This window comes from Pseudomonas sp. PDM15, assembly GCF_014851565.1.
Taxonomy (GTDB): domain Bacteria; phylum Pseudomonadota; class Gammaproteobacteria; order Pseudomonadales; family Pseudomonadaceae; genus Aquipseudomonas.
Genome location: NZ_JACVAA010000002.1, coordinates 632,727 through 655,126, shown reverse-complemented (window position 1 = coordinate 655,126; position 22,400 = coordinate 632,727). Strand labels below are relative to the sequence as shown.

General features: G+C 65.9%; 26 protein-coding genes. 10 read left to right on the top strand and 16 right to left on the bottom strand.

Features of this window, described 5'->3' with window-relative positions; all coding sequences use genetic code 11:
* The first annotated feature begins 69 nt into the window (after nt 1-69).
* Complete coding sequence (locus IB232_RS07245) at nt 70-378, top strand: putative quinol monooxygenase (protein WP_192397840.1); 309 nt, start codon at nt 70-72, stop codon at nt 376-378.
* Here the strand turns inward: IB232_RS07245 and IB232_RS07240 are convergent.
* The 3 genes from IB232_RS07240 to IB232_RS07230 form a co-directional block, all read right to left on the bottom strand.
* Nucleotides 354-806, bottom strand: coding sequence for a hypothetical protein (locus IB232_RS07240; protein WP_192397839.1), 453 nt, complete (start codon nt 804-806; stop codon nt 354-356). The two genes, IB232_RS07245 and IB232_RS07240, sit on opposite strands and share 25 nt — an antisense overlap.
* Nucleotides 806-1,108: an I78 family peptidase inhibitor gene (locus tag IB232_RS07235; protein WP_192397838.1), complete on the bottom strand. Its 303-nt coding sequence runs from the start codon at nt 1,106-1,108 to the stop codon at nt 806-808. The genes IB232_RS07240 and IB232_RS07235 overlap by 1 nt, the downstream gene beginning before the upstream one ends.
* Before the next feature lie 68 nt (nt 1,109-1,176).
* Complete coding sequence (locus IB232_RS07230; protein ID WP_192397837.1) at nt 1,177-1,776, bottom strand: short chain dehydrogenase; 600 nt, start codon at nt 1,774-1,776, stop codon at nt 1,177-1,179.
* Between the two features lie 113 nt (nt 1,777-1,889).
* Between IB232_RS07230 and IB232_RS07225 the strand changes: the two genes are divergently transcribed.
* Nucleotides 1,890-2,801, top strand: a complete 912-nt coding sequence (locus IB232_RS07225; protein ID WP_192397836.1) for a LysR family transcriptional regulator — start codon at nt 1,890-1,892, stop codon at nt 2,799-2,801.
* Here IB232_RS07225 and IB232_RS07220 read toward each other — a convergent pair.
* Nucleotides 2,798-4,030: an NADH:flavin oxidoreductase/NADH oxidase family protein gene (locus IB232_RS07220; protein WP_192397835.1), complete on the bottom strand. Its 1,233-nt coding sequence runs from the start codon at nt 4,028-4,030 to the stop codon at nt 2,798-2,800. The two genes, IB232_RS07225 and IB232_RS07220, sit on opposite strands and share 4 nt — an antisense overlap.
* A 78-nt stretch (nt 4,031-4,108) precedes the next feature.
* Here IB232_RS07220 and IB232_RS07215 point away from each other — a divergent pair, with 78 nt between their 5' ends.
* From IB232_RS07215 to IB232_RS07200, 4 genes are all read left to right on the top strand, one after another.
* Entirely contained in the window at nt 4,109-4,522 is a 414-nt protein-coding gene (locus IB232_RS07215) for a MerR family transcriptional regulator (RefSeq protein WP_192397834.1), read from the top strand.
* Nucleotides 4,523-4,786: 264 nt separating this feature from the next.
* Nucleotides 4,787-5,200, top strand: coding sequence for an HPF/RaiA family ribosome-associated protein (locus tag IB232_RS07210; protein ID WP_192397833.1), 414 nt, complete (start codon nt 4,787-4,789; stop codon nt 5,198-5,200).
* 215 nt (nt 5,201-5,415) lie between these two features.
* On the top strand, nt 5,416-6,399 hold the full coding sequence (locus IB232_RS07205) for a hypothetical protein (RefSeq protein ID WP_192397832.1): 984 nt from the start codon (nt 5,416-5,418) through the stop codon (nt 6,397-6,399).
* 444 nt (nt 6,400-6,843) lie between these two features.
* Nucleotides 6,844-8,157: an NAD(P)/FAD-dependent oxidoreductase gene (locus IB232_RS07200; protein WP_192397831.1), complete on the top strand. Its 1,314-nt coding sequence runs from the start codon at nt 6,844-6,846 to the stop codon at nt 8,155-8,157.
* Between the two features lie 63 nt (nt 8,158-8,220).
* Here the strand turns inward: IB232_RS07200 and IB232_RS07195 are convergent, their stop codons facing one another.
* The 6 genes from IB232_RS07195 to IB232_RS07170 all read right to left on the bottom strand — a co-directional run bounded on the left by IB232_RS07195 (nt 8,221) and on the right by IB232_RS07170 (nt 13,692).
* Nucleotides 8,221-8,697 carry a DUF1348 family protein gene (locus IB232_RS07195; protein WP_192397830.1) on the bottom strand — a complete coding sequence of 159 codons (477 nt, stop codon included), beginning with the start codon at nt 8,695-8,697 and terminating at the stop codon, nt 8,221-8,223.
* Nucleotides 8,698-8,737: 40 nt separating this feature from the next.
* The gene (locus IB232_RS07190; RefSeq protein ID WP_192397829.1) at nt 8,738-8,977 is read right to left on the bottom strand and encodes a hypothetical protein; all 240 of its coding nucleotides are present in this window, start codon (nt 8,975-8,977) and stop codon (nt 8,738-8,740) included.
* A 15-nt stretch (nt 8,978-8,992) separates the two neighbouring features.
* Nucleotides 8,993-11,047, bottom strand: a complete 2,055-nt coding sequence (locus IB232_RS07185) for a pyridoxamine 5'-phosphate oxidase family protein (protein ID WP_192397828.1) — start codon at nt 11,045-11,047, stop codon at nt 8,993-8,995.
* Between the two features lie 50 nt (nt 11,048-11,097).
* Complete coding sequence (locus IB232_RS07180) at nt 11,098-11,727, bottom strand: glutathione S-transferase family protein (protein WP_192397827.1); 630 nt, start codon at nt 11,725-11,727, stop codon at nt 11,098-11,100.
* Between the two features lie 169 nt (nt 11,728-11,896).
* Nucleotides 11,897-12,802: a LysR family transcriptional regulator gene (locus IB232_RS07175; protein ID WP_192397826.1), complete on the bottom strand. Its 906-nt coding sequence runs from the start codon at nt 12,800-12,802 to the stop codon at nt 11,897-11,899.
* Nucleotides 12,799-13,692, bottom strand: coding sequence for a LysR family transcriptional regulator (locus IB232_RS07170; protein ID WP_192397825.1), 894 nt, complete (start codon nt 13,690-13,692; stop codon nt 12,799-12,801). Before IB232_RS07170 ends, IB232_RS07175 begins: the two co-directional genes overlap by 4 nt.
* 298 nt (nt 13,693-13,990) lie before the next feature.
* Here IB232_RS07170 and IB232_RS07165 point away from each other — a divergent pair, with 298 nt between their 5' ends.
* Nucleotides 13,991-15,418 carry a mechanosensitive ion channel family protein gene (locus IB232_RS07165; protein WP_192397824.1) on the top strand — a complete coding sequence of 476 codons (1,428 nt, stop codon included), beginning with the start codon at nt 13,991-13,993 and terminating at the stop codon, nt 15,416-15,418.
* Between the two features lie 217 nt (nt 15,419-15,635).
* Here IB232_RS07165 and IB232_RS07160 read toward each other — a convergent pair whose 3' ends face one another.
* On the bottom strand, nt 15,636-16,145 hold the full coding sequence (locus tag IB232_RS07160) for a ProQ/FinO family protein (protein WP_192397823.1): 510 nt from the start codon (nt 16,143-16,145) through the stop codon (nt 15,636-15,638).
* A 105-nt stretch (nt 16,146-16,250) separates the two neighbouring features.
* A complete protein-coding gene (locus tag IB232_RS07155) occupies nt 16,251-17,171 on the bottom strand; it encodes a LysR family transcriptional regulator (RefSeq protein ID WP_192397822.1) in 921 nt (306 codons plus the stop codon).
* 140 nt (nt 17,172-17,311) lie between these two features.
* Here IB232_RS07155 and IB232_RS07150 point away from each other — a divergent pair, with 140 nt between their 5' ends.
* Nucleotides 17,312-17,707, top strand: a complete 396-nt coding sequence (locus IB232_RS07150; protein ID WP_192397821.1) for a RidA family protein — start codon at nt 17,312-17,314, stop codon at nt 17,705-17,707.
* 78 nt (nt 17,708-17,785) lie between these two features.
* Here IB232_RS07150 and ycaC read toward each other — a convergent pair whose 3' ends face one another.
* Nucleotides 17,786-18,418: an isochorismate family cysteine hydrolase YcaC gene (gene ycaC / locus IB232_RS07145; protein ID WP_192397820.1), complete on the bottom strand. Its 633-nt coding sequence runs from the start codon at nt 18,416-18,418 to the stop codon at nt 17,786-17,788.
* Between the two features lie 159 nt (nt 18,419-18,577).
* Between ycaC and IB232_RS07140 the strand changes: the two genes are divergently transcribed.
* Entirely contained in the window at nt 18,578-19,480 is a 903-nt protein-coding gene (locus tag IB232_RS07140) for a LysR substrate-binding domain-containing protein (RefSeq protein WP_192397819.1), read from the top strand.
* 161 nt (nt 19,481-19,641) lie between these two features.
* Here the strand turns inward: IB232_RS07140 and grxC are convergent, their stop codons facing one another.
* The gene (gene grxC, locus IB232_RS07135; protein WP_192397818.1) at nt 19,642-19,896 is read right to left on the bottom strand and encodes a glutaredoxin 3; all 255 of its coding nucleotides are present in this window, start codon (nt 19,894-19,896) and stop codon (nt 19,642-19,644) included.
* Nucleotides 19,897-19,908: 12 nt separating this feature from the next.
* On the bottom strand, nt 19,909-20,427 hold the full coding sequence (locus IB232_RS07130; protein ID WP_192397817.1) for a carboxymuconolactone decarboxylase family protein: 519 nt from the start codon (nt 20,425-20,427) through the stop codon (nt 19,909-19,911).
* A 129-nt stretch (nt 20,428-20,556) separates the two neighbouring features.
* On the opposite strand from IB232_RS07130, the gene IB232_RS07125 reads away from it, so the two are divergent.
* Nucleotides 20,557-21,381 carry an AraC family transcriptional regulator gene (locus IB232_RS07125; protein WP_192397816.1) on the top strand — a complete coding sequence of 275 codons (825 nt, stop codon included), beginning with the start codon at nt 20,557-20,559 and terminating at the stop codon, nt 21,379-21,381.
* Between the two features lie 45 nt (nt 21,382-21,426).
* Here IB232_RS07125 and IB232_RS07120 read toward each other — a convergent pair whose 3' ends face one another.
* Entirely contained in the window at nt 21,427-22,305 is an 879-nt protein-coding gene (locus IB232_RS07120; RefSeq protein WP_192397815.1) for a LysR family transcriptional regulator, read from the bottom strand.
* Nucleotides 22,306-22,400: the final 95 nt, after the last annotated feature.

Sequence of the window (22,400 nt, the reverse complement as noted above, 5' to 3'; positions counted from 1 at the left end):
TCTTTCCGAGACGACCCGTCTGGAACGATACGCCGCCCCACAGGGGGCGGCTCTTGCGGGAGACATGCAATGAATCAAGCAATCACCAGCCTGGCGCGCTTCCAGGCCCGGGAAGGCCACGGCGAGGAGCTCGGCCTGCGTCTGTGCGAGTTGTTGCTGCGGGCCAGGCGCGATGCCGCCTGCCATGGCTGCGAGCTGCTGCATGACCAGCAGTGCCCCGAGGAGTGGCAGCTGTGCGGGCAGTGGGCTTCCGAGCAGGCGCTGCAGGCGCACCTGCAACTGCCGCACATGCAGCTGCTCGGCCGCCTGGTGGAAAGTGGCCTGATCCGGCGCATGGAGATGCGCGTCGAGGATTATTCGGCGGGGCTGGCGTCGTAGCTGTAGGTGCCGCTTTCGAGGTTCAGATCGATGCGGACCTTCCAGTGGCTCTGCTCGTGGCCATTCTCGGCCAGGCCCTCCACCGTCACCCGGGTGGCGCCATCGCTGGCGCAGCTGAGCTGGGCGAAGCTCAGTTCGGCGTGGTCGTTGTTGACCTCGGCGAAGCCGTAGCCCTGTTCCACCCGCCACAGCGCACCTGCCTGATCCGGGGCGATGCGGTCGACGAAGATCAGGTCTTGGCCGTATCGCGAGTAGCGCAGCAGGCGCAGGTCACCGTGGTTTTCGCCAAGCTTCCAGCTGCCGCAGTCGAGCACCTGGCGCAGGCTGGCGAACTGCTCGCGAGCCTCGCCGTAGCTGACTTCCCGGCCCAGCGCCGTGGCCTGGCCGACCACGCAGGTGGCGAGCAGGCTGCAGAGCAGCGCGCGCATCAGCCGCAGCTCAGGCGGATGATGGTGTCGTCTTCGTCGATGTCGATGTTCAGGCGCTGCGGGTTGTAGTCCATGGTCACCGGCTGGTTCGGCTGGGTCACCCGCAGGTGCTCGGCGCCGGCTTCTGCGCGAGCTTCCTCGGCCATCTCGGTGGTGATGCGCTTTTCCACCAGATGTTGCACAGCCTCGGCGTTGCAGCGGCCATCGCCCTTGCTCGCGGCGGCCGGTTTGTCCGGGCTGGAGGAACAGGCGGCCAGCAGCGCACAGGCGAGCAGGGCGGAGAGTTGCAGTGATCGGGTCATGAGGGGCGTCCTTGTCTGAAACACCCCACCACGGTGCCACCGCTGGCACGCTCAGGCAACCGCCGGGATCACAGTACGCGATAGACCTGCCCGGTCTGCCGGCCTTCCGCGCTCTTGGCGTAGGCCAGCGCCACTGTGGCTGCAGGTACCGCCTTGAAGCCGCGGAAGTAGGGGCCGTAGTTGGGCAGCGACTCTTCCAGCACGGTCGGGCTCACGCTGTTGATGCGCAGGCCGCGCGGCAGCTCGATGGCGGCGCCACGGACGAAACCGTCGACCGCCGCGTTGACCATGCTCAGGGCGCTGCCGAAGCGGATCGGGTCTTCGCTGAGCACGCCGGAGGTGAGGGTGAAGGAGGCGCCGTCGTTGGCGAACTCGCGGCCGATCAGCACCAGGTTGACCTGGCCCATCAGCTTGTCGTCCAGGCCCACGGCGAACTCCTTGGCGGTGAGTTCTTCCAGCGGGCCGAAGTGGCCGTTGCCGGCGGCGCTGATCAGGGCGTCGAACCGGCCGGTCTGCTCGAACAGGCGGCGGATCGAGGCCGGGTCGGTGATGTCCACCTGCAGCTCGCCGCTGTTGCGGCCGACGCGGACGATCTGATGGCGGTCCTTGAGTTCGTGGTCGATGGCGCGGCCAATGGTGCCGCTGGCGCCGATCAGGATGATTTTCATGGAGTGGCTCCGTACTGGTGAGTGACGGGGCCAGCTTAGGCGCTGCGCTGTTGCCAATAATCCTGGCAATGTGAAACCTTTGGTTCTCATCAGGAAACAATGAGCGCCACGCCATGAGCGAACTGGAAGACCTGGCCGCCTTCGCTCTGCTGGTGGAAGCCGGCAGCTTCACCGCCGCGGCCGAGCGTCTGGGCTGCAGCAAGGGCCAGCTGTCCAAACGTATCAGCGGCCTGGAACGCAGCCTCGGCAGCCAGCTGCTGCACCGCACCACGCGCCGGCTGCACCTGACCGCCGCCGGCGCCGCCCTGCTGCCCGAGGCCCAGGCGCTGCAGGCCCAGGCCCAGCGCGCGCGCCAGGTGGTGCGCAGCCTGCAGGAGGAGGTCAGCGGTACGGTGCGTCTGACCGTGCCGGTGTCCCTCGGCGAGACCTTCTTCGATGCGTTGTTGCTGGACTTCGCCAGCCGCTACCCGCAAGTGCGGGTCGAGCTGGACCTGGCCAATGTCTATCGCGACCTGGTGGCGGACGGCTTCGACCTGGCCATCCGTTCCGGCGTAAGTCCGGACGAGCGCCTGGTGGCCAAGCCGCTGTTCGCCCTGCAGGAAATCACCTGCGCCGCGCCGGCCTACCTGGCACGCCACGGCAAACCGCAGACGCCGGCCGAGCTGGGCGCGCACCAGTGCCTGCTGAACACCCACTACAGCGGTTTCGAGGAGTGGCTGTACCACCGCCAGCATCAGCTGGAGCGGGTGCGGGTGTCCGGCAACCTGGCCAGCAATCACTACAGCCTGTTGAAGAAGGCGGCGCTGAGCGGCGCCGGCGTGGCGCGCCTGCCGTCCTACATGGTGCAGGACGAACTTGGCGACGGCCGTCTGGTCTGGCTGCTGCGCGATCACCAGACCCGCAGTACGCCGGTGTTCCTCGTGCATCCCTGGCAGGGCACCCTGCCGCGCCGCACCCAGGCCCTGGCGGACTACCTGCTGGGCTGGTTCGAACGCAGCCGCCAGGCCCTGGACGGCCTGCGTTAGCCGGCGCGGCTGGCGATCCAGCGCTTGTACTGGCGGGCGCGGCGGGCGATACGCAGCTGCTCGCCGATCAGGGCGCGCAGTGGCGACACGTCCGGGTTGGGCTGGTGGCCCTGGCTAAGACGGCGCAGCTGGAACTTCACCGCCGCCATGTAGGCCAGCGAGGCCAGGGCCTTGCGTTTCCAGGCGATCGGCGCCAGTTCGGCACGACGCTCGCGGCCCTGGCGCCAGTGCTCGGGCAGCGCCGGGTCGATGGCCAGGGCGGTGGCGATGCCGGCCATGGCCACGCCGCTTTCCAGCACTTTCTCCACCACCGGCAGGCGACGGATGCCGCCGGTAACCATCACCGGCATGCGCGCCACGGAGGCGATCTCGCCGGCGAATTCGAGGAAGTAGGCCTCGCGCGCCAGGGTGCGGCCGTCGCGGGCGTCGCCTTGCATGGCCGGGGCCTCGTAGCTGCCGCCGGACAGTTCGACCAGGTCGACGTCCAGCTCATTGAGCATCTCCACCACGCGCTTGGCGTCGGCGGCGTCGAAACCGCCGCGCTGGAAGTCCGCCGAGTTGAGCTTGACCGCCACGCAGAAGCCCGGCGAAACGCGCGCTCGCACCGCCTTGACCACTTCCAGCAGCAGGCGGGCACGGTTTTCCAGCGGCCCGCCCCAGCGGTCCGTGCGCTGGTTGGACAGTGGCGAGAGGAACTGGCTGAGCAGGTAACCGTGGGCAGCGTGAACCTGCACACCGCTGAAGCCGGCGCGTTCGGCGAGCTCGGCGCTGTTGGCGAAGCGCTGGATCAGCGCGCCGATTTCCGCGTCGTCCAGCGCCTTGGGCAGCGGGAACATCTTGGAGAAGCTGCCCAGCTCCAGGGGCACGGCGGAGGGCGCCACGGTCGGCTGGCCGAGGTTGGCCTGCATCTGCCGCCCCGGGTGGTTGAGCTGCATCCAGAACTGCGCGCCCTTGGCGCGGCCGACCTTGGCCCATTCGCGGAAGCGCTGCAGCAGGCTGTCGTCTTCCAGCACCACGCCGCCAGGGCCGGTCATGGCGTGGCGGTCGATCATCACGTTGCCGGTCAGCAGCAGCCCGGCACCACCCTCGGCCCAGGCCCGGTACAGGCGCAGCAGCTCGGCGGAGGGGCCCTGGTCGATGCTGGCCATGTTCTCTTCCATGGCGGCCTTGGCAATGCGGTTGGGAATGCTGGTGCCGTTGGGCAGTTGCAGGGGCTGGAAGGGGCTCATGAAGGGTTCTCCCGGTGGACGATGGGTGAAGCCTAAGATTAAAGTTAACTTCAAGGTCAATACCCCACGGAGCATTTCATGAAGATCGGTGAACTGGCGAAACGCACCGGCCTGGCCGCCTCGCGCATCCGCTTCTACGAGGCCAGCGGGCTGATCGCCGCCCAGCGTCAGGCCAACGGCTATCGCGAATACCCGGCACAGACCGAGCAGGTCCTGGCGGTGATCACTCGCGCCCAGCAGTCGGGCTTCAGTCTGGAGGAGATCCGCCGCCTGCTGCCCGACCCGGTGGCGCAGAGCTGGCCCCACGACGAGCTGCTCGCCGCGCTCAAGCGCAAGGTCGAGGAAATCGAGGTGATGCAGGCGCGTCTGGCGCAGAACAAGGCACAGCTGCTGGCCACCATCGCCGATATCGAGAACAAGCCCGAGGGCATGCTGTGCAACGAGAACGCCGAGCGCATGATGGCCAGCCTGCGGGCGCGGCAGGCCGACTAGCGCAATCTGCTGCAACACTCGTGCGACGGGGGTGCGCCATCCTGGATTTGCTCACCGGCAGCGCCTGTAGTAAGACTGGAGCCAGAGATTCATCCGGACCGTGGCAGACGCCTCGGTCCATTCGAAGTTGTGTGGCCCAGCAAGGGGAGTGGTGCGCCGATGGTCGGCGCACGGCGCTTCGCAGGCACACCAGAGGAGATGCTTCACCCGCCTGACCCCGCAGCCGCAGTACCTCGGAACACCCCAGGAAAACGAGGAAGCCCCATGCAAGTTCAAGTTCGCACCAATCAGATCGAAGGTAGTGCTCGGCTTCAGGAATGGGTAAGCGCGGAGGTGATGGACAGGCTCGAACATTTCGACGAGCTGCTGACCCGGGTGGTCGTCCACATCAGCGATGAGAACGCGCACAAGTCCGGCGGCGACGACAAGCGCTGCCAGATCGAGGCCCGGCCCAAGGGCCATCAGCCCATCTCCGTGACGCACAAGGCCGAGGCCATGGGCCTGGCCATCGACGGCGCCGCCGAGAAGATGCGCCATGCCCTGGAACACCTGACCGGGCGCCTGGAGGGCAAAACTCTCTCCACCGGCCGCTTCGTCGAAGCCGGCGACGTGCTGCTCACCGATGCCCTGTTGGAAGAGGAATTCCTGGCCAAGCAGGACGACCTGCAACGCGAATAACCCGCGCCTCCATTGTCGCGATCAACACAACCGCCCTCTCGGGCGGTTGTCGTTTCTGCGCTCCGCCGAGGCGCCGGCTCCTATACTGAAACCACCAGGGTCGGGCGTGCTGGACGTTCCGTTGGAGCGGGGGCCGGGCGGGTAGCGGGGCTTGACCTGCGACCTGTCGGGAAAGGGAAGGGCGGCTCGCCGCAGCGGCGGGCAGGCGATATCACATGAGCACCGCATGGCTGGTCGCCGCGCGCCGGCGCCTTTGCATCCCGCTGCTGGCCGGGTTGCTGGTCGGCTGCGCCAGCGATCCGCCCGTGCATGTCTCCGCGAGCACCTGGCGCCAGGTCGACCAGGACATCGCCGCCGCCTCGCGCAGTGCCGAGGACCAGGCCCGCCAGCACGCGCTGGAGGCCATGCAGCGCTGGCTGGCGCTGGTGCAGCGGCAGACCGACGAGGAGTTCATTCCCTGGTTCTACGGCTACTGGACCCAACAGTGGCTGAGCTTCAAGGTGTCCTGGTACAAGCTCGGCGCCGACGAGGACGATCCTACGGTGCGGCGCCTCGCCGCCTACCTGCAGGAGGAATACCAGGAGCTGGTGCTCGAGCCGGTGGCCGAGGAGGTCTCGCCCGAGCGCATCCTGCATGCCTCCACCCGCATCTATGTGCGCCAGCTGGACATGCGTCTGCAGACCATCCCCGGGCGTCACGGCGTCCCCCAGGATCAGTTCGACCAGCGCCTGGCCGCGCTGCCGGTGATCTCCGGCGAGCCAGGCGCCAGCCTCTACCAACTGATCCACGCCGACCCGCTGGAGCGCCTGCCGGCCTATGCCGCACTGCTCGAACGGGTGGGCGCCGTGCCCGGCGGCGACTGGTCGGCCGACCCCGGCATCTCCCTGGTGGCCCAGCGCACCAGCGAGCGCCTGGTCGACGAGATGACCACCAGTGGCGCGGTCAGCGCGGTGGCCGCCATGGTTGGCAGGGTGGCCGGTACGGCGCTGTCCCTGGGCGCGACCATCTTCACCCTGATCAGCCGTGACGCCGCCCGCCCGGAGAGCGAGGCGCAGCTGCGGCACAGCCTGGCGGTGGCGCTCGACCAGGAGTCCAGGGCACTGCTGAGCAGCCCGGACCGCGGTGTGCTGGCCGGCGTCTGGTACCTCTCCGGGCAGATAGAGGAGGGCCTAGGGCGGCCGTTCCAGTATCAGCCATGAGTCCAAATTGTTTAGCAAGCGATGAACTGAGCGTGCAAAGAATCGGATTTAACCCGGATTAGCCGCCGTGCGAGTCTCGCCTTCATGAGTTCGCCCAGCCGCCGTTCCAGCCTTGTGTCCAGTCCTTGCCTATCCAGGGTTGGCGACAGCGTCGCGCTGCTCCCCGAAATCCTCGCCTTCTGGGCCCTCTGGCACTGTCGCCACGCCCGCCCACCGGATCGCCCGCTCGCCCCTTGAGCAATTCCTCGCGCATATGCGCGGACGCCCTGGTCCGGAACACTTATCTGCTGAACACGCGTTTTTGCATGCCTTGGATAGCGATGCGTCCCGCTCGATCCGCGTGCACCGTCAGCTAGACGAGGCGAGCAGGCGCCGGACCAGCACCCTGATACAGAACAAGAACAGCCGACCCGCGCGCTGGGCCGGCCACAGAGGAAAGCAACGATGAACGCCGCCACCCAACCCGTTATCGCCGCAGCCGAGCGGGCCAAGTCCTACTACAGCGCCACGCTGAACGAGGAGACCAACTACCCGACCCTGCAGGGCCAGGTCAGCGTCGATGTCGCCATCATCGGCGGCGGCTTCACCGGCGTCGCCACCGCGGTGGAGCTGGCCGAGCGCGGCCTCAAGGTGGCCATCGTCGAGACCCACAAGATCGGCTGGGGCGCCACCGGGCGCAACGGCGGCCAGGTCACCGGCAGCCTGTCGGGCGATGCGGCCATGCGCAAGCAGATGCGCAATACCCTGGGCGAGGAAGTCGACGACTTCATCTGGCATCTGCGCTGGCGCGGCCACGAGATCATCAAAAACCGCGTGGCCAAGTACGGCATCCAGTGCGATCTGCGCCACGGCCACCTGCACGCGGCGATGAAGCCTGCGCACATGGACGAGCTGCGCGCCTCCTACGCCGAGGCCATCGAGCGCGGTATGGGTGACGACGTGAGCCTGCTCGATGCCGCCGGCGTGCGCGAACACCTGGCCAGCGACATCTACCTGGGTGCGATCAAGAACACCCGCAACATGCACCTGCACCCGCTCAACCTTTGCATCGGCGAGGCCAAGGCCGCCGCGAGCCTGGGCGCGCTGATCTTCGAGCATTCCGAGGTGCTGGACATCGTCCAGGGCGCCAACCCGGCGGTGATCACCGCCCAGGGCCGCATCGACGCCAAGCAGGTGCTGCTGGCCGGCGACGTCTACCACAAGCTGGCGCGCAAGCAGCTCAAGGGCATGATCTTCCCGGCCATGGGCGGCATCGTCACCACTGCGCCGCTGGGCGAGCTGGCCAAGGAGCTCAACCCGCAGACCCTGGCCGTGTACGACTGCCGCTTCGTGCTCGACTACTACCGCATGACCAACGACGGCCGCCTGCTGTTCGGCGGTGGCGCCAACTACTCAGGCCGCGACTCGCGCGATATCGCCGGCGAGCTGCGCCCGTGCATCGAACGCACCTTCCCCCAGCTCAAGGGCGTGGAGATCGAGTTCCAGTGGAGCTGCGCCATGGGCATCGTGATGAACCGCATCCCGCAGCTGGGCAAGCTGTCGCAGAACGTCTGGTACTGCCAGGGCTACTCCGGCCACGGCATCGCCACCACCCATATCATGGGCGAGATCATGGCCAACGCCCTGACCGGCACCCTCGGCCACTACGACACCTTCGCCGCCTGCAAGCACATCAAAGTGCCGATGGGCGATGTGTTCGGCAACCCGATGCTGGCTGCCGGCATGTGGTACTACCAGATGATGGAAAAACTGCGCTGATGACGCGCGCTCACGCCATCCGGGCATGCCCGCTTCCGCCCGGAAGCGGGACACCTGGCGTCGTTACAAACCCAGCTCCGACAGCCCCGGATGCTCATCCGGTCGCCGCCCCAGCGGCCAGCGGAATTTGCGCTCGGCCTCGCTGATCGGCAGGTCGTTGATGCAGGCGAAGCGATGGGCCATCAGGCCGTTCTCGGCGAACTCCCAGTTCTCGTTGCCGTACGAGCGGAACCAGTTGCCGGAGTCGTCGCGCCACTCGTAGGCGTAGCGCACGGCGATGCGGTTGTCGGTGAATGCCCACAGCTCCTTGATCAGGCGGTACTCCAGCTCCTTGTTCCACTTGCGCCGCAGAAAGGCCTCGGCCTCGGCGCGGCTGGTGGCGAACTCGGCGCGGTTGCGCCACCTGGTATCGGGGGTATAGGCCAGGGCCACCTTGCCGGCATCGCGGCTGTTCCAGCCGTCCTCGGCCAGGCGGACCTTGAGGATGGCAGTCTCGCGGGTGAAGGGCGGCACCGGTTGGCGGATTTCGGGCGTGGACATGGGCTTGCTCCTGTTGGCGAAGGTGAAGGGGGCGGGTTGCTCAGTGATGCGTGGCGCTGGCTTGTGGCTGGCGAATGCCGGTGCGCAGTGCTCGCCACAGGCTGACCAGGCGATTGGTCGACGCGGCGGAGCAGGGATGTTCGAGTGCCGCGGCCATCTGTGGCAGCAGCAGGTTCGCCTCCCATTCCATGGCGTCACGGTTTGCCGAGAACGATGTGGGTGTATCGGGCCACTGCACGGGTGGCTGCATATCCCAGTTTTGCAGATCGCTTCTGTTCATCTCGCGGTCTCCTCGTCAGATATCCAGCACCAGGGGTTGGGTGTTGCCTTCGGTATGCGCCGGCACGGCGCAGCAGATCAGCACGTTGTCGCCGTCCGGCAACTGCGCTGGCGGATTGGGGTAGTGCACGGCGCCGCTGACCAGCCGGGCGGCGCAGGTGCCGCAGGAGCCGCCGCGGCAGCTGAATTCGGGACTCAGGCCCCGGCTTTCGGCCAACTCCAGCAGGCTGCCGCTGTCGGGCTTCCAGCGCGCCTCGGCGGCCGAGGCGGAGAAGTACACCGGCACCGGCACCGTGGCCGCCGGTGGCTGCTCCAGGCTCGGCGGCTGCTCGCTCTGCGAACGGCGCAGGGCGGACGGGCCGAAGGCCTCGGCGTGGATGCGCTGGTCGGGAATGTTGAGGCCGCGCAGGCCGTCGTACATGTCCTGCAGGAAACCGCTGGGGCCGCACAGGTAGAAGTCGTAGTCGTCCAGCGGCAGGCGTGCCTTGACCTGGGCGAAGCTCAGGCGGCCAGCCAGTTGGTAGTCGCGTTCGAGCTGTGCATCTGTGTCTGGGCTGCTCAGCGCGCGGTGGATATGCAGCAGGCCGGACGCCCGCTGTTGCAGCGCCGTCAGCTCCTCGCGGAAGGGCAGGTCGGCCAGGCTGCGGGCACTGTGGAACAGATGGATGTGCCGCTCGCGCTGGTGCTGGCGGTTCTGCGCCACCAGCTCGCGGGCCATGGACACCATCGGGGTGATGCCGACGCCGGCGCCGATCAGCACCACCGGCCGATCGGTTTCATCGACCAGGGTGAAGCTACCCAGCGGTGCGCGTACTTCCAGCAGATCGCCGACCTGGACGTTTTCGTGCAGGTGGCGCGAGGCCTTGCCCTGCAGTTTCACGCTGATGCGGATGTGGCCGTCGGACGGTGCGCTGGAGACGCTGTAGGTCCTGACCAGGGCCTCGTCGCCGGCCTGCAGGCGCATCGGCAGGTGCTGGCCGGCGGCGAAGGGCACGTTGGCGTTGTCCTGCGGGACGAGGAACAGCGAGCGGATGTCGCTGCTCTCCTGCTGCACCCGCGCCACGCGCCATTGCTGCCACTGCCGGCGTTGCTCGTACTGGCGCACGCGCTCCTCGGTCTCCGCCCAGGTGCCGGTGGCCAGGCTGGTCGGCGCGTAGTCGTGGAACTGCCAGCGGATGCCCAAGGCGGCCGGGCGCAGCACCACGTGCTCAACCTCGACCGTCCACAGCCGCTCGGCGCCCTCGAAGGACTTGGTCAGCGGGCTGTCGAGCAGCAGCTCGGTGCGCCCGCTGACTTGCAGCATGTCGCCACTGGCGAAGTCGACGAACAGCAGGCCGGCGATGGGGTTGGCCTGCAGGTTGCCCAGGGTGTTGAAGAACAGGTTGCCGGCGTAGTCGGGAATGGTCAGGCGGTTGCCCTCGACCCTGACAAAACCGGCGCGGCCGCCGCGATGGGAGACGTCCACCGAACGGCTGTGGTCGTCATGCTCGATGTAGCTGGCGATGAAGAAAGTGTCGGCGGCGCGGATCAGCTCGCTGCTGTAGGCGTCCAGGCCGGCGAAGTCCTGGCGCGGCGGCTTGCCACCTGTCGGCACGGTGACGCGGGTGTAGGAGCGTTCCTGGATGTACTTGGGGCAGTTGCCGTAGGAATGCTCGACCTCCACCGCGAAGCCGGCGGCCGAAGCCTGCTGGATCACGCCGTTGATGCGGTTGCGCCGGCGGGTATGCAGCTCGATGCCGAGCATGCCGATAGAGTTGCCTGCCTGCAGTCCGGCGGCTGCCGGGTCTTGCGAGTCGGGCTGAGTGGCAAGGAACAGGTGCTGCGGGTCGGCTGAGGTGACGAAGCCTTCCGGCCCTTCGAGCAGGGTGGCCCAGGGGCGGCCGTCTGCATCTACCGCGCCGACCACCATGAACGGCAGCTGGTGGTAGAACTCGCGGTGCTGGTCGGGCATGTAGTCGCGGATGACCTTCTGCCCGATCACTTCCATGCGCTCGGTGGCGTGCACGGCTTCCTGCAGCTGGCGTTCGCCGGCATGCCAGGGCGATTTGCGGTGCTTGGGTAGATGGTCCATAACGCGCTCCTTGAGAGGGCTGCCGGGAAACCCGGCAGCCTGGTCGACACTCAGTTGGCTTGCAGACCCGCAGCGGTGCGCGGCATGGCCACGAAACCGGGCAGTGCTTCGATGCGCTGCAGCCAGGCCCGCACGTTCGGGTAGGCCTCCAGCGACACGTTTCCTTCCGGGGCATGGGCGATGTAACTGTAGTTGGCGACATCGGCGATGGTCGGCGTCGAGCCGGTCAGGAAGGGCGCGGCATCGAGTTCGCCTTCCATCAGGGTGAGCAGGGCATGGGCGCGGTTGATCACTTCTTCGGCATTGAACTTGGCGCCGAACACGGTGATCAAGCGGGCCGCTGCCGGGCCAAAGGCGAGCTGCCCGGCAGCTACCGACAACCAGCGCTGCACCTGGGCTGCGGCAGCCGGCTCTTCGGACAGCCAGCGGCCTGCGCCGTACTGCTTGGCCAGGTACACCAGGATGGCGTTGGAGTCGCTGAGGATCACGCCGTTGTCGTCGATCACGGGCACCTGGCCGAAGGCGTTGATGGCCAGGAAACGCTCCTGCTTGTGCTCGCCCTTGGCCAGGTCGACGAAGACGAGCTCGGTGGGCAGTTGCAGCAGCGACAGCATCAGTTGGACGCGGTGAGCGTGGCCGGACAGCGGGAAGTGGTAGAGCTTGATCGGGGTGCGGGACATGGCGTGATTCCTTGCGTGAGAGTGATCGAAACCGAAGCGTGGGGGGTGGGTTCGCGTCGATGGCTGTAGATTGAGTCAATGCACTCGATGGCGGAATCACCATAAAACGCAATCGATAATTGCGATTTATGAAATTGTGCAGGCGCAGCAGCTTCGCTGAGGCGGGGCTTCAGGCTCCGCGCAGGGCGGGATGGGCGCGCAGCAGCGGCACGCTGAAGTCGATGAAGGTACGCGTGCGCGCCGCCGCTCGGCGGCCTTCCCGGTAGATCAGGTGAGCGGGCAGGCTGGGCAAGGCGAAGTCGCTCAGTACCGGCACCAGCAGGCCACTCTGCAGCTCCCGGTGGGCCTCGTGGCTCATGCAGCGCACCAGGCCCAGGCCGCTGACCGCCGCGCGGATCGCCGCCTGCTGGGTGGTGCAGTTCAGGCGCGGAGCAGGGCGCACCAGGCGCACGCCGTGCTCACCGCGAAAACGCCACTCGGCCACATGGCCGGTGCTGCTGGTGACGATGGTCTGGTGGGCAGCGAGATCGTCCGGGCTCAGCGGCCGGCCCCACTGCTGCAGATAGGCCGGCGCCGCGCAGACGATAGGCGCTACGGCGCCGACGGCAATGGCAAAGCCGCTGGAGTCAGGCAGGTGGCCCACCACCAGTGCCACATCGATGCCATCCTCCACCAGGCGCGGCAGGTCTTCGCGGGTTTCGGTGACGATGCTGACCTCGGGATACGCCGCCAGATAGTCCAGCACCACAGGGGTGAGCACCTGATGGCTCATCAGCAGCGGTGCCGAGAGCGTCAGCTGCCCGGCAGGATGCGCATGCTGGCCAATCGCGGAGCATTCGGCCTGTTCCACGCCCGCGAGTATCTGCCGGCAGCTGGCGGCGAACCGCATGCCGGCCGGGCTCAGTCCCGTGCCGCGTGCGCCGCGCAGTAGCAGGGGGGCATTCAGGCGTGCCTCCAGCGTGGCGAGGGTGCGCATGACGGTGGCGATGGATAAGCCCACGGCCCGCGCGGCCGCGGCCAGGCTGCCAGCCTCGGCCACGGCGAGAAACACCTGCATTTCACGAAAGCGGTTCATGGGGCCGTGGCGGCGTTCAGCGCAGGGTTCTGTTGGAAACGCGCCACGCAGTAATCGACGAAGCTGCGCACCTTGGCCGATGGCCGCGAGCCGAGGTAGACCACATGAATCGGCAGCGGTGGGGGGGCGAAGTCTTCCAGTACCAGTTCCAGTTCACCTTTGCCCAGGGCTTCGGCGGCCTGGTACGAGAGCACGCGGGCGAAGCCGCCGCCCAGGCTCGCGGCAAGGATCGCCGCCTGGTTGGAGCTGACGGTCAGGCGTGGTTTCAGGGGCAGGGTGATCAGGCCGGTGGGGCCCATCAGTTGCCACTGGGTCATCGCGGCGCTGGCGGAAGTCATGATGATCTGCGCGGTCAACAGGTCGTCCGGGGTTTGCGGTCTGGCCACCTGGTCCAGGTAACTGGGCGATGCGCAGATCACCGAACGCACTTCGCCCACCTTCAGCGCATGGTAGTCACCCTCCGGCAGGCGACCAATGCGGATGGCCACATCCACGCCTTCCTCGGCCATGTTGACCGGGCGATCCACCAGCAGCGCGTTGATGTTCAGCTCCGCGTGCGCGGCGAGAAAATCGCTGATCAGCGGGATGACATGCAGCTCGCCGAACATCACCGGCGCGGTAACGGTCAGAGTACCGCGCACCCGCACGCTGGCGCCGGCAGCGAGTTCTTCGGCTTCCTCCAGTTCCAGCAGAATGCGCCGGCAGTCTTCCACATAGCGCCGGCCGGCCTCGGTCAGGCGCAGGCTGCGCGTGCTGCGTGCCAGCAGCAGGGTGCCGAGGCGGTTTTCCAGCGCCGCAATCGCCCGGGTCACGCTCGGCGGCGACATGCCCAGCAGCTTGGCGCCGCCGGCAAAGCTCTGCGCTTCCGTCACGGCCAGCAGCACTTTCATTTCCTGAAACCTGTCCACGCTCACCGCCAGTTTGCCGAGTGGATTGGGCCGCCATCGCTGCAGCGCCTGGCCGTAGCCTAATGGCCAGGGCGGATGGCTGTCAGCTGCATGTCGGTGCGCCGTGATTTTGCTCCGCAGCACTTCGCCTGCGGCAGTCCTCCACGGCAGTCGGCAAGCCAGCTCCTGGATGGCAGGTTCGGCCGCGGTTGGCGTCGAAGATGTGGTCGCGGTCCATTCATCTTTGCCGGCAATCCAGTCATGCTTGGTGTCTGTTCCTTTTCCTGCAGTGGAACCCTCCATGTTTGCACTGATCGCCCAACACCCACTCACCATCGGCGTCGTCCTGCTGCTCGCCGACCTTGCGTGCTGGCGCCTGTTGCCGGCCGAGGCCAAGGTCTTGCGGGTGCTGCTGCGCCTGGGGATCTTCATTGCCTACAGCCTGGCCATCATCAGTGCCGGGATGAGCCCGCTGCAGCCGCCGCCGTGGAGCGAGCCGGCGCTGAGCATGCTCGGCTCCGCCTTGGGTATCGCCTGGTGGCTGCTCTTTGCGCGCACCCTGACCGTGGTGCTCGGCGTGCTGCTGATGCCGCGCAGCGGCCACACCGGTCGCCTGCTACAGGACGTGCTGGGCGCGGTGATCTTCCTGGCGGCCATAGTCGCGGCGGCGGCCTACATCATGCAGCTGCCGGTCAAGGGCCTGCTGGCCACCTCCGGGGTAGTCGCCATCGTCATCGGCCTGGCGCTGCAGAACACCCTGGGCGACGTGTTCTCCGGCATCGTGCTGAACACCACCAAACCCTATCGCCTGGATGACTGGGTATCGATCGACGGCATCGAAGGCAAGGTGATCGAGATCGACTGGCGCGCCACGCACCTGCGCACCAGCCAGGGCAGCACTGTGGTAATCCCCAACTCGGTGGCCGCCAAGACCAAGGTTCTCAACCTCAATCGCTCCACCGATATCGATAACGTCAAACTGAGCATCAGCGTGCCGGTGCAGGTGCGACCAGTCCTGGTGCTCGACGCCCTCAATCGCGCCCTGCAAGGCGTCAGTGCGCTGCTGCAGAAGCCCAAGCCGAAGGTGTCGGTCAAGAGCTCCGACCTGAGCATGGTGGAGTACGAGATGAGTGCATTCGTGGCCGCCGGCAGCAGCTCGAGCGAGGTGCGCAATCAGCTGTTCGACCTCGCTCACCGACATCTGCAGGCCGCTGGCATTCTGCGCGGCACCGAGCATGTCGATGTGCCGCGCAGCCGCCAGCGTGTCCTGCTCGACGACGTGAAAATTTTCCGTGCGCTGGATGCCGAGGACAAGGATCGATTGGCCGAACTGCTGGTGGCCCATACCTTCAGCAAGGGCCAGGTGGTGCTGGAAGTCGGCGAAGTCAGCGAGCAGCTGCTGCTGATCGGTACCGGTGTCATATCGGCCGCCGTGCCCAATGGCAGCGACATGATCGAGGCCGGACGCATGGGCCCGGGCGAGGTCATGGGTGAGCAGGGCGTCACCTTCGGCACGCCGTCCGAGGCGCGCTTCACCGCGCTCAGTTCGGGGGTGCTCTACAGCCTCGACAAGGAAGCGCTGGACGCCTGCCTGGAGCAACGCAGCGAAGTGGGCAGCGCGCTGGCCAAGTTGCAAAGCTTCCGTCAGCAGGCCAGTGCCTCGCTGCTGGAGCAGAAGCCGGTGACGATCAAGAAGGGCAAATTCCTCAGCTGGCTGCAGCGCTCTTGAGGGCAGGTTCGAGCCAGCGCGCCGACCACGCGGGAGTGGCCGGCGCCGCCCTCGGCTCTTCTCGCTGAGGCGCTGAAATCAGGTCGGCAGGGATTGCCCAGCAGGTCTTCGAGTCGCCACATCATCACCCTCGCACCATGGGAGCGACGGCAAGCAGCATTCGCGCTGCTTGCCGGTGACGGGTTTGGTGAGGCGACCCGACGTCAAGCGCGAGTGGTTAGTCCGCGGCCTGTTCCGCCGTGGTGTCGGCGGCGGGAGCCTGAGCAGGCTCTTTCGGCTTCGACTGATTACGCCGTGCCTGCATGCGCTGGCGCTTGGCCTGTTGCTTCGCATGTTGCGCCTGAGTCGCCGTCACCGTGCCAACTGCCTGGCCTTGCAGGTCCAGACGCGGCGCGTTCTCCGTCATGCTGGTCCAGTAGCGGCTGCCACGGCACCAGGTGGCGAGGCCCAGCTTGAGCTGTTCGGCGGTGATGCCGAGCAGCTCCAGGTGTTGCTCGGCATCCTTGAGGATGCCCTCCTTGAGCGGCACCTTGGGCGCCGGATTGACCGGGAAGGCCAGCGGGAAGTGCATCTGCAATCGCCAGATCGCTTCCACTGCAGGATCCTGCTCGCGAGGCTTGGTTGGCTGGGATGACTTCCGCTTGCGCGGTTTCGCGCTATCGGTTTTCACCTGCTCTTTTTCGGCCCGCAGGCGGTCACGTAGCTCAGCTAGTTGCTCAAAACCCATCGTTCAATTCACGGCTCATGGTTGATTCGAGATGCAAGGTTATCCCATGCCGTCGTTTGAAGCAGGTTAATCAGGCGGCGACCGACCAGTGACGTGATCGCCGCATCAATCCCGCCCCGTTATCGGCGCATGCTCGGCCAGCAATTCGATGACCCAGTCGATGAATACGCGCAGCTTGGCGCTGACATGGCGATTCGGCGGAAATGCCAGGTACATGGGCATCGGTGCCATGCGCCAGTCCTCGAACAGCGGCAGCAACTCGCCGCTGGCCAGGTGCGGCTTGGCCATGTAATGCGGCAACCAGAGCATGCCCAGCCCGGCGAGACCCGCGGCGAGATACGCGTTGCCATCGTCGACCGTCAGCAGCGCGCGCCCCTGGGCCTCGATGCGTTCCTCGCCGCGCTGCATCGCAATGGGCAGGGCCTTGCCGGTGCGAAACCAGAGATAGCCGACGGTGGTGTGGCGACCCTCTTCCAGCTCGCGCGGGTGCGCTGGCTGTCCGGCGCGCTGCAGGTAACTCGGCGCGGCATAGACACCGAGTTGCAGGTCGCCCACATGCCGCGCCACCAGGGACTGGTCGGTGATCTCGCCGCCACGCACCACGCAGTCGACGTTCTCGCCGATGATATCGACGATGCGATCGCTCACGCCCATGGTCAGCTGGATTTCCGGGTAGCGTGCATAGAATCCGGGCAAGGCCGGTATCAACTGCATGCGCGCCAGCGGGCTGGGCACGTCCACCCGGAGCCGCCCGCGCGGTGCCATCGTGGCGCTGGACAGGCTGGTCTCGGCGTCGTCCAGATCGGCCAGCAGACGGACGACGCGCTCGTAGTAGACCGCGCCATCGGCGGTGACGTTGACCTTGCGTGTCGTGCGGTTGAGCAGGCGCACGCGCAGCCTGGCCTCCAGCTGCTGGACCAGCTGGGTCACGCTGGTCTTGCTCATGTTCAGGGTGGCGGCCGCCTTGGTGAAGCTGCCAGTTTCCACCACTCGGGCAAAGGCCTGCATCGCGTTGAAACGGTCCATTTCACGTCTCACTCGGGTCTGGATAGTTTGGATTCTACAAACAGTCATGACCAGAGTTGCTCGTTTATCCAGGCCGGCCGCCTTTCTACAGTGGCTCCATCGTCAATAGCGGGCCGCGATGGCCCCACTGGAGGTATGCCATGAGCAGCAAACGTGATGTCGTATTCCCGCCAGACCGCCACGCCCTGTACGAGCTTCACCGCTACTCGCCGGCGATTCGCTCCAATGGTTTCCTGTTCGTCTCCGGACAGGTGGGCAGCCGCAAGGATGGCTCGGCCGAACCGGACCTCGCCGCCCAAGTGCGCCTGGCCTTTGCCAATCTCAATGCGATCCTGGCCGAGGCCGGCAGCAGTTTCGATGACGTGGTCGACACGACCATCTTCATGGTCGATCCCGACTCGAAATTCGAGACCATCTGGGAGGTAGCCGCCGAGTACTGGGGCGAAGCGCCCTACCCGACGGTCACCGCCATCGGCGTGACCTGGCTGTCCGGTTTCGACTTCGAGATCAAGGTGATCGCCAAGCTGCCGCAATAGATGCAGCGCCTGCGCAGGTTGAGCGCAACACAAAAAACCGGAGCCCGATACAGGCTCCGGTTTTTGTTTATGGATGCATCACTTGGCTGCGGTCAGGGCGCTGTAGCTGGTGATCAGGTTGCGGTAGTCCGGGATGTGGTCGGAGCAGATCTTGGCCAGGCCTTCCACATCGTTGCGCCAGTCGCGGTGCAGTTCGCAGGCCACGGCGAACCAGTTCATCAGCTGCGCGCCTGCCTGGGTCATGCGGCTCCAGGCGGAGTCGCGGGTGATCTGGTTGAAGGTGCCGGAGGCATCGGTGACCACGAACACATCGAAGCCTTCCTCGATGGCCGACAGTGCCGGGAACGCTACGCACACCTCGGTGACCACGCCGGCGATGATCAGCTGCTTCTTGCCGGTGGCCTTGATTGCCTTGACGAAGTCTTCGTTGTCCCAGGCGTTGATCTGGCCGGGACGGGCGATGTACGGCGCGTCTGGGAACATCTCCTTCAGCTCGGGAACCAGCGGGCCGTTGGGGCCGGTTTCGAAGCTGGTGGTGAGGATGGTCGGCAGGTTGAAGAACTTGGCGAGGTCGGCCAGGGCCAGGACATTGTTCTTGAACTTGTCGGGCTCGATGTCGCGCACCAGGGACAGCAAGCCGGCTTGGTGGTCGACCAGCAGAACGGCGGCGTTATCTTTGTCCAGACGGTTGTATTTGAAAGAAGTAGTCATGGTTGCGTTCCTCGCGTTGCAGTTGGGTGCCGAATGAGCCGGCGGGTGTGTTTGGGTGGTGCCGTGCAGTGCTGACTGCATGGAGGAAAGATTAAATTCGGACCCATTGGTGCGGTAGACTGCAAAAATTGCCTCTAGCGTTCTGTTTGGAGAACGATCATGGAAGACCTCAACAGCCTCTATTACTTCACCCAGGTGGTTGAGCACGGCGGCTTCGCCGCTGCCGGGCGCGCGCTGGACATGCCCAAGTCCAAGCTCAGCCGGCGTATCGCCCAGCTCGAGGAGCGCCTCGGCGTGCGCCTGCTGAACCGCACCAGCCGGCACCTGTCACTCACCGAGATCGGCCAGGAGTACTACCGGCGCTGTCTGGCGATGCGCGTGGAGGCGGAGGGCGCGGCCGAGGTGGTCGAGCGCAACCGCGCCGAGCCGCGCGGCCTGGTGCGCCTGGCTTGCCCCACCACGCTGCTGAACTCCTGGGTCGGGCCGATGCTCAGCCGCTACATGCTCAGGTACCCGCTGGTGGAGCTGTACATCGAGAGCACCAACCGCCGGGTCGACCTGCTTCACGAAGGCTTCGACATCGCCCTGCGGGTACGCTTCCCGCCGCTGGAAAACACCGACATGGTGATGAAGGTGCTGGGCGCCAGTACCCAATGCCTGGTTGGCCACCCGGATCACCTGGCCAGCCTGCCGGCAGGCTTCCAGCCGGAGGATCTGGGCCGGCTGCCGAGCCTGCACTGGGGCGGCACGCAGCGCGACTACCAGTGGGAGCTGCTGCAGGACGAGGCCAGGCTGGTAATCCCGCACCGGCCGCGCATGGTCACCGACGATCTGCTCGCCCTGCGCAACGCCGCGCTGGCCGGCGTGGGCATCGCCCACCTGCCGCGGGTATCGGTGCGCGAGGAACTGGCAGACGGCCGGCTGGTGGAGATGCTGCCGGGCTGGACGCCCCGCTGCGGCATCGTCCACGCCATCTTCCCTTCACGCCGCGGGCTGCTGCCTTCGGTGCGCACGCTGATCGACTTCCTCGCCGAGGAGTTCAGTCAGAGCGATATGGCTTGATTGGCTGAAAGGGCGAGCGGCAAGGCACCCGCCAGAACAGGAGACCAGGCAAGGCAGAGTCGCTTGTGGATAAACACAGCGCTGCCTGCACTTGAATCTGGGTGTCGAGCGGAAATAACGAGTGCTCCGGATGGGACCGCATTCCGGAGCACTCTCGTGCATCAGGTGAGCAACAGTGCATCGAGCCCGCCCTTGTGATCGAGGCTCGCCAGGTCATCAAAGCCACCGACATGCACATCACCAACAAAGATCTGCGGGACGGTTCTGCGCCGGGATCGCTGCAACATTTCCGTCAGATGCCGTGGTGATTCCTCAACGTCGATTTCGTGGGGGGTGATGCCCTTGCTCGATAGCAGCCGCTTGGCGCTGACGCAGTAGGGACAGTGTCGGGTGGTGTAGATAGTCACTTGGCTCATGGCGGTTACCCCCTAGCGTGGCGACGGTGGGAAGTCGATATCGGTCGCAGCGATGTTGTTCAGGTAATTGGTCAGGGTGAGCAGCGTGACCTGCGCAACCACCTCCACGATCTTGCTGTCGGTGAGACCGGCCGCACGTGCCGCAGCAATTTGCTCATCACTCAGTTGGCCGCGGCTTGCGGTGATCTGGTGCGCCAGCGCTGCTATCGCGCCGAGTGTGCCGCTACGGGCTTGGCTGATGGCCTCATCGCTCAAGCCAGCCTTGGCGCCAAAGAAGGTGTGGGCGGCGAGGCAGTAGTCGCAACCGTTGATTTCCGAGGTGGCCAGGGCAACGACTTCACGCTCGGCGGGGCTCAGCGAGCTTTTACCCATGGCCTGGGCGAGGCCCAGATAGCCGTTCAGGGCGGCCGGCGAGTGAGCCAGGGTCTTGAATGCGTTGGGAATGAAACCGAGGCCTTTCTGAATGCCTTCAAGGGCAGCGCGTGAGCCAGCAGGGGCCTGGTCCAGCGAGAGAGCGGCGATACGAGTCATGGTAGTTCTCCAGTAGGTTGATTAACCGGCTTGTCGATCAAGCTTGGAGTTCATGCTAGGGACGGAGGCTTTCCTTTCGGATTCAGATCGTCGAAGTTATGCAACAGATCGTCTAAATGTGGGTGCGACATGGACCGGCTCTCGACATTGCTCAAGCACTTCAACCTGCACGCTTCCACGTTTCACCAAGGTGGGTTCTGCGGCACCACCCGCCTTTATGGGCAGCACAGTTTCGGCCACGCCCATTTGTTGCGCTCGGGGCGCCTGGCCTTCAGGGACAAACGCAACCGACTGATCGAACTGACGGAGCCCAGCCTGATACTGGCTGTGCGCCCGCAGGAGCATCAGTTGCTGGCGACGGAAGCGGATGCAGCGGAGTTGGTGTGTGCCACCTTGCAATTCGATGGCGGAGCCAACAATCCGCTGACCCTGGCCTTGCCGGACTTCATCATCAAGCCGCTGCGCGAATTGCAGGGCCTCGATGGCACCCTCGACTGGCTGTTCGAAGAAGCCTTCGGCGACGAATGTGGTCGGGATGTCATCCTCAACCGGCTATTCGAGCTGATGGTGATTCAGCTGCTGCGCCACCTCATCGCCAACCGCAGTATTGCCTCGGGGATGATGGCCGGCCTGGCTAACGCTCAGCTCTCCCGCGCCCTGGTGGGCATTCACAACGAACCCCAGCGCAACTGGTCGGTGGCGGAACTGGCTGAGCGCTCGGGCATGTCGCGCGCGAGCTTTGCCGCGCACTTTCGCACCGTCATAGGCATAACCCCTGCGGACTACCTGGCGAACTGGCGCATCAGTCTGACGCAGAAGCGCTTGCGAGAGGGCCGCCCCATCGCCCTGATTGCCGATGAGGTCGGTTACGAAAGTCCATCTGCGCTGGCCCGCACCTTTCGTCGCAAGGTGGGGGCAAGTCCCACGGAGTGGCTCCAGCACAACACGGCGTGATGCCTGGCAGAGGTGTGTGCCATTCGCAGCGCCGGCGCCCGAGACTTATAAGTGCTCCCGGAGAAAATCGACGAACGCCATCGTCCGTGCCGAACGACGTCGCTCACGATTGAACACGGCGCTGACGGGCAGCGCGGTGGTCTGATAATCGTCGAGCAGGCTACGCACGCTGCCTTGTTCGAGATCTGCGGCGAACAGCCATTCTGGAGAGAGGGAGATGCCCAGACCGCCGAGGACCATTTCACGAATGGCCTCGCTGCTGTTGCTGGTGACGTTGCCTTTGATGGCGACATCGCTCGCGTCCTTCCCGCGCGTGAAGCGCCAGCGGTCGTAGTGCTCCAGCAAGGTGAAGCCGATGCAGTTGTGGCCTGCCAGTTCAGCTGGCTCGCGTGGCTGGCCGTGTCGATCCAGATAGGCGGGGGAGGCATACACACGCCGCGCGCTGGTGCCCAGGGACACGGCCACCAGGCCCTCGCTTTTCACCACTCCGATGCGGATGGCCAGATCGATGTTTTCCATGAGCAGGTCTTCGTTGTGATCGCTTAGCCGCAGGTCGATCCGCACATCGGGGTGGCGCTGCAGAAAGGTCCCGAGCAGAGGCGCAATGCACAATCTCCCGTAGCTGACCGGTGCGGCGATGCGCATGGGGCCGGCGATCTGCTCCTGGCCGCTGGCGAAGCTGCGCGTGGCGCTTTCGAGCTGGCCGAGAATGTCCTGGCAGTGGCTGTAGAAGCGTTGCCCCTGGTCGGTCAGCGCCAGGTGCCGGGTGCTGCGGGCGAACACGGGGCCGCCGAGATATTGCTCCAGGGCGCGGACCTGCTTGCTTACTGCAGGCTGGCCCATGTTCAGCTCGCGAGCTACGGCAGAAAACGATCCACGCTCCACGACGCGCACGAAGATGCGCATGTTGTCGAACAGATCCATCGCCATTCGGCCTCTGTGGGGAATAAATAATATGAAAATTTAGCTTCTTATCGGAATGGATGAGGCGGGGCAACCTGTAAGCGTCCACTTCAGAG

Coding starts and splice junctions, on each gene's coding strand:
- IB232_RS07245 (WP_192397840.1), top strand. CDS start 70: ATGAATCAAGCAATCACCAGCCTGGCGCGCTTCCAGGCCCGGGAAGGC.
- IB232_RS07240 (WP_192397839.1), bottom strand. CDS start 806: ATGCGCGCGCTGCTCTGCAGCCTGCTCGCCACCTGCGTGGTCGGCCAG.
- IB232_RS07235 (WP_192397838.1), bottom strand. CDS start 1,108: ATGACCCGATCACTGCAACTCTCCGCCCTGCTCGCCTGTGCGCTGCTG.
- IB232_RS07230 (WP_192397837.1), bottom strand. CDS start 1,776: ATGAAAATCATCCTGATCGGCGCCAGCGGCACCATTGGCCGCGCCATC.
- IB232_RS07225 (WP_192397836.1), top strand. CDS start 1,890: ATGAGCGAACTGGAAGACCTGGCCGCCTTCGCTCTGCTGGTGGAAGCC.
- IB232_RS07220 (WP_192397835.1), bottom strand. CDS start 4,030: ATGAGCCCCTTCCAGCCCCTGCAACTGCCCAACGGCACCAGCATTCCC.
- IB232_RS07215 (WP_192397834.1), top strand. CDS start 4,109: ATGAAGATCGGTGAACTGGCGAAACGCACCGGCCTGGCCGCCTCGCGC.
- IB232_RS07210 (WP_192397833.1), top strand. CDS start 4,787: ATGCAAGTTCAAGTTCGCACCAATCAGATCGAAGGTAGTGCTCGGCTT.
- IB232_RS07205 (WP_192397832.1), top strand. CDS start 5,416: ATGAGCACCGCATGGCTGGTCGCCGCGCGCCGGCGCCTTTGCATCCCG.
- IB232_RS07200 (WP_192397831.1), top strand. CDS start 6,844: ATGAACGCCGCCACCCAACCCGTTATCGCCGCAGCCGAGCGGGCCAAG.
- IB232_RS07195 (WP_192397830.1), bottom strand. CDS start 8,697: ATGTCCACGCCCGAAATCCGCCAACCGGTGCCGCCCTTCACCCGCGAG.
- IB232_RS07190 (WP_192397829.1), bottom strand. CDS start 8,977: ATGAACAGAAGCGATCTGCAAAACTGGGATATGCAGCCACCCGTGCAG.
- IB232_RS07185 (WP_192397828.1), bottom strand. CDS start 11,047: ATGGACCATCTACCCAAGCACCGCAAATCGCCCTGGCATGCCGGCGAA.
- IB232_RS07180 (WP_192397827.1), bottom strand. CDS start 11,727: ATGTCCCGCACCCCGATCAAGCTCTACCACTTCCCGCTGTCCGGCCAC.
- IB232_RS07175 (WP_192397826.1), bottom strand. CDS start 12,802: ATGAACCGCTTTCGTGAAATGCAGGTGTTTCTCGCCGTGGCCGAGGCT.
- IB232_RS07170 (WP_192397825.1), bottom strand. CDS start 13,692: ATGAAAGTGCTGCTGGCCGTGACGGAAGCGCAGAGCTTTGCCGGCGGC.
- IB232_RS07165 (WP_192397824.1), top strand. CDS start 13,991: ATGTTTGCACTGATCGCCCAACACCCACTCACCATCGGCGTCGTCCTG.
- IB232_RS07160 (WP_192397823.1), bottom strand. CDS start 16,145: ATGGGTTTTGAGCAACTAGCTGAGCTACGTGACCGCCTGCGGGCCGAA.
- IB232_RS07155 (WP_192397822.1), bottom strand. CDS start 17,171: ATGGACCGTTTCAACGCGATGCAGGCCTTTGCCCGAGTGGTGGAAACT.
- IB232_RS07150 (WP_192397821.1), top strand. CDS start 17,312: ATGAGCAGCAAACGTGATGTCGTATTCCCGCCAGACCGCCACGCCCTG.
- ycaC (WP_192397820.1), bottom strand. CDS start 18,418: ATGACTACTTCTTTCAAATACAACCGTCTGGACAAAGATAACGCCGCC.
- IB232_RS07140 (WP_192397819.1), top strand. CDS start 18,578: ATGGAAGACCTCAACAGCCTCTATTACTTCACCCAGGTGGTTGAGCAC.
- grxC (WP_192397818.1), bottom strand. CDS start 19,896: ATGAGCCAAGTGACTATCTACACCACCCGACACTGTCCCTACTGCGTC.
- IB232_RS07130 (WP_192397817.1), bottom strand. CDS start 20,427: ATGACTCGTATCGCCGCTCTCTCGCTGGACCAGGCCCCTGCTGGCTCA.
- IB232_RS07125 (WP_192397816.1), top strand. CDS start 20,557: ATGGACCGGCTCTCGACATTGCTCAAGCACTTCAACCTGCACGCTTCC.
- IB232_RS07120 (WP_192397815.1), bottom strand. CDS start 22,305: ATGGATCTGTTCGACAACATGCGCATCTTCGTGCGCGTCGTGGAGCGT.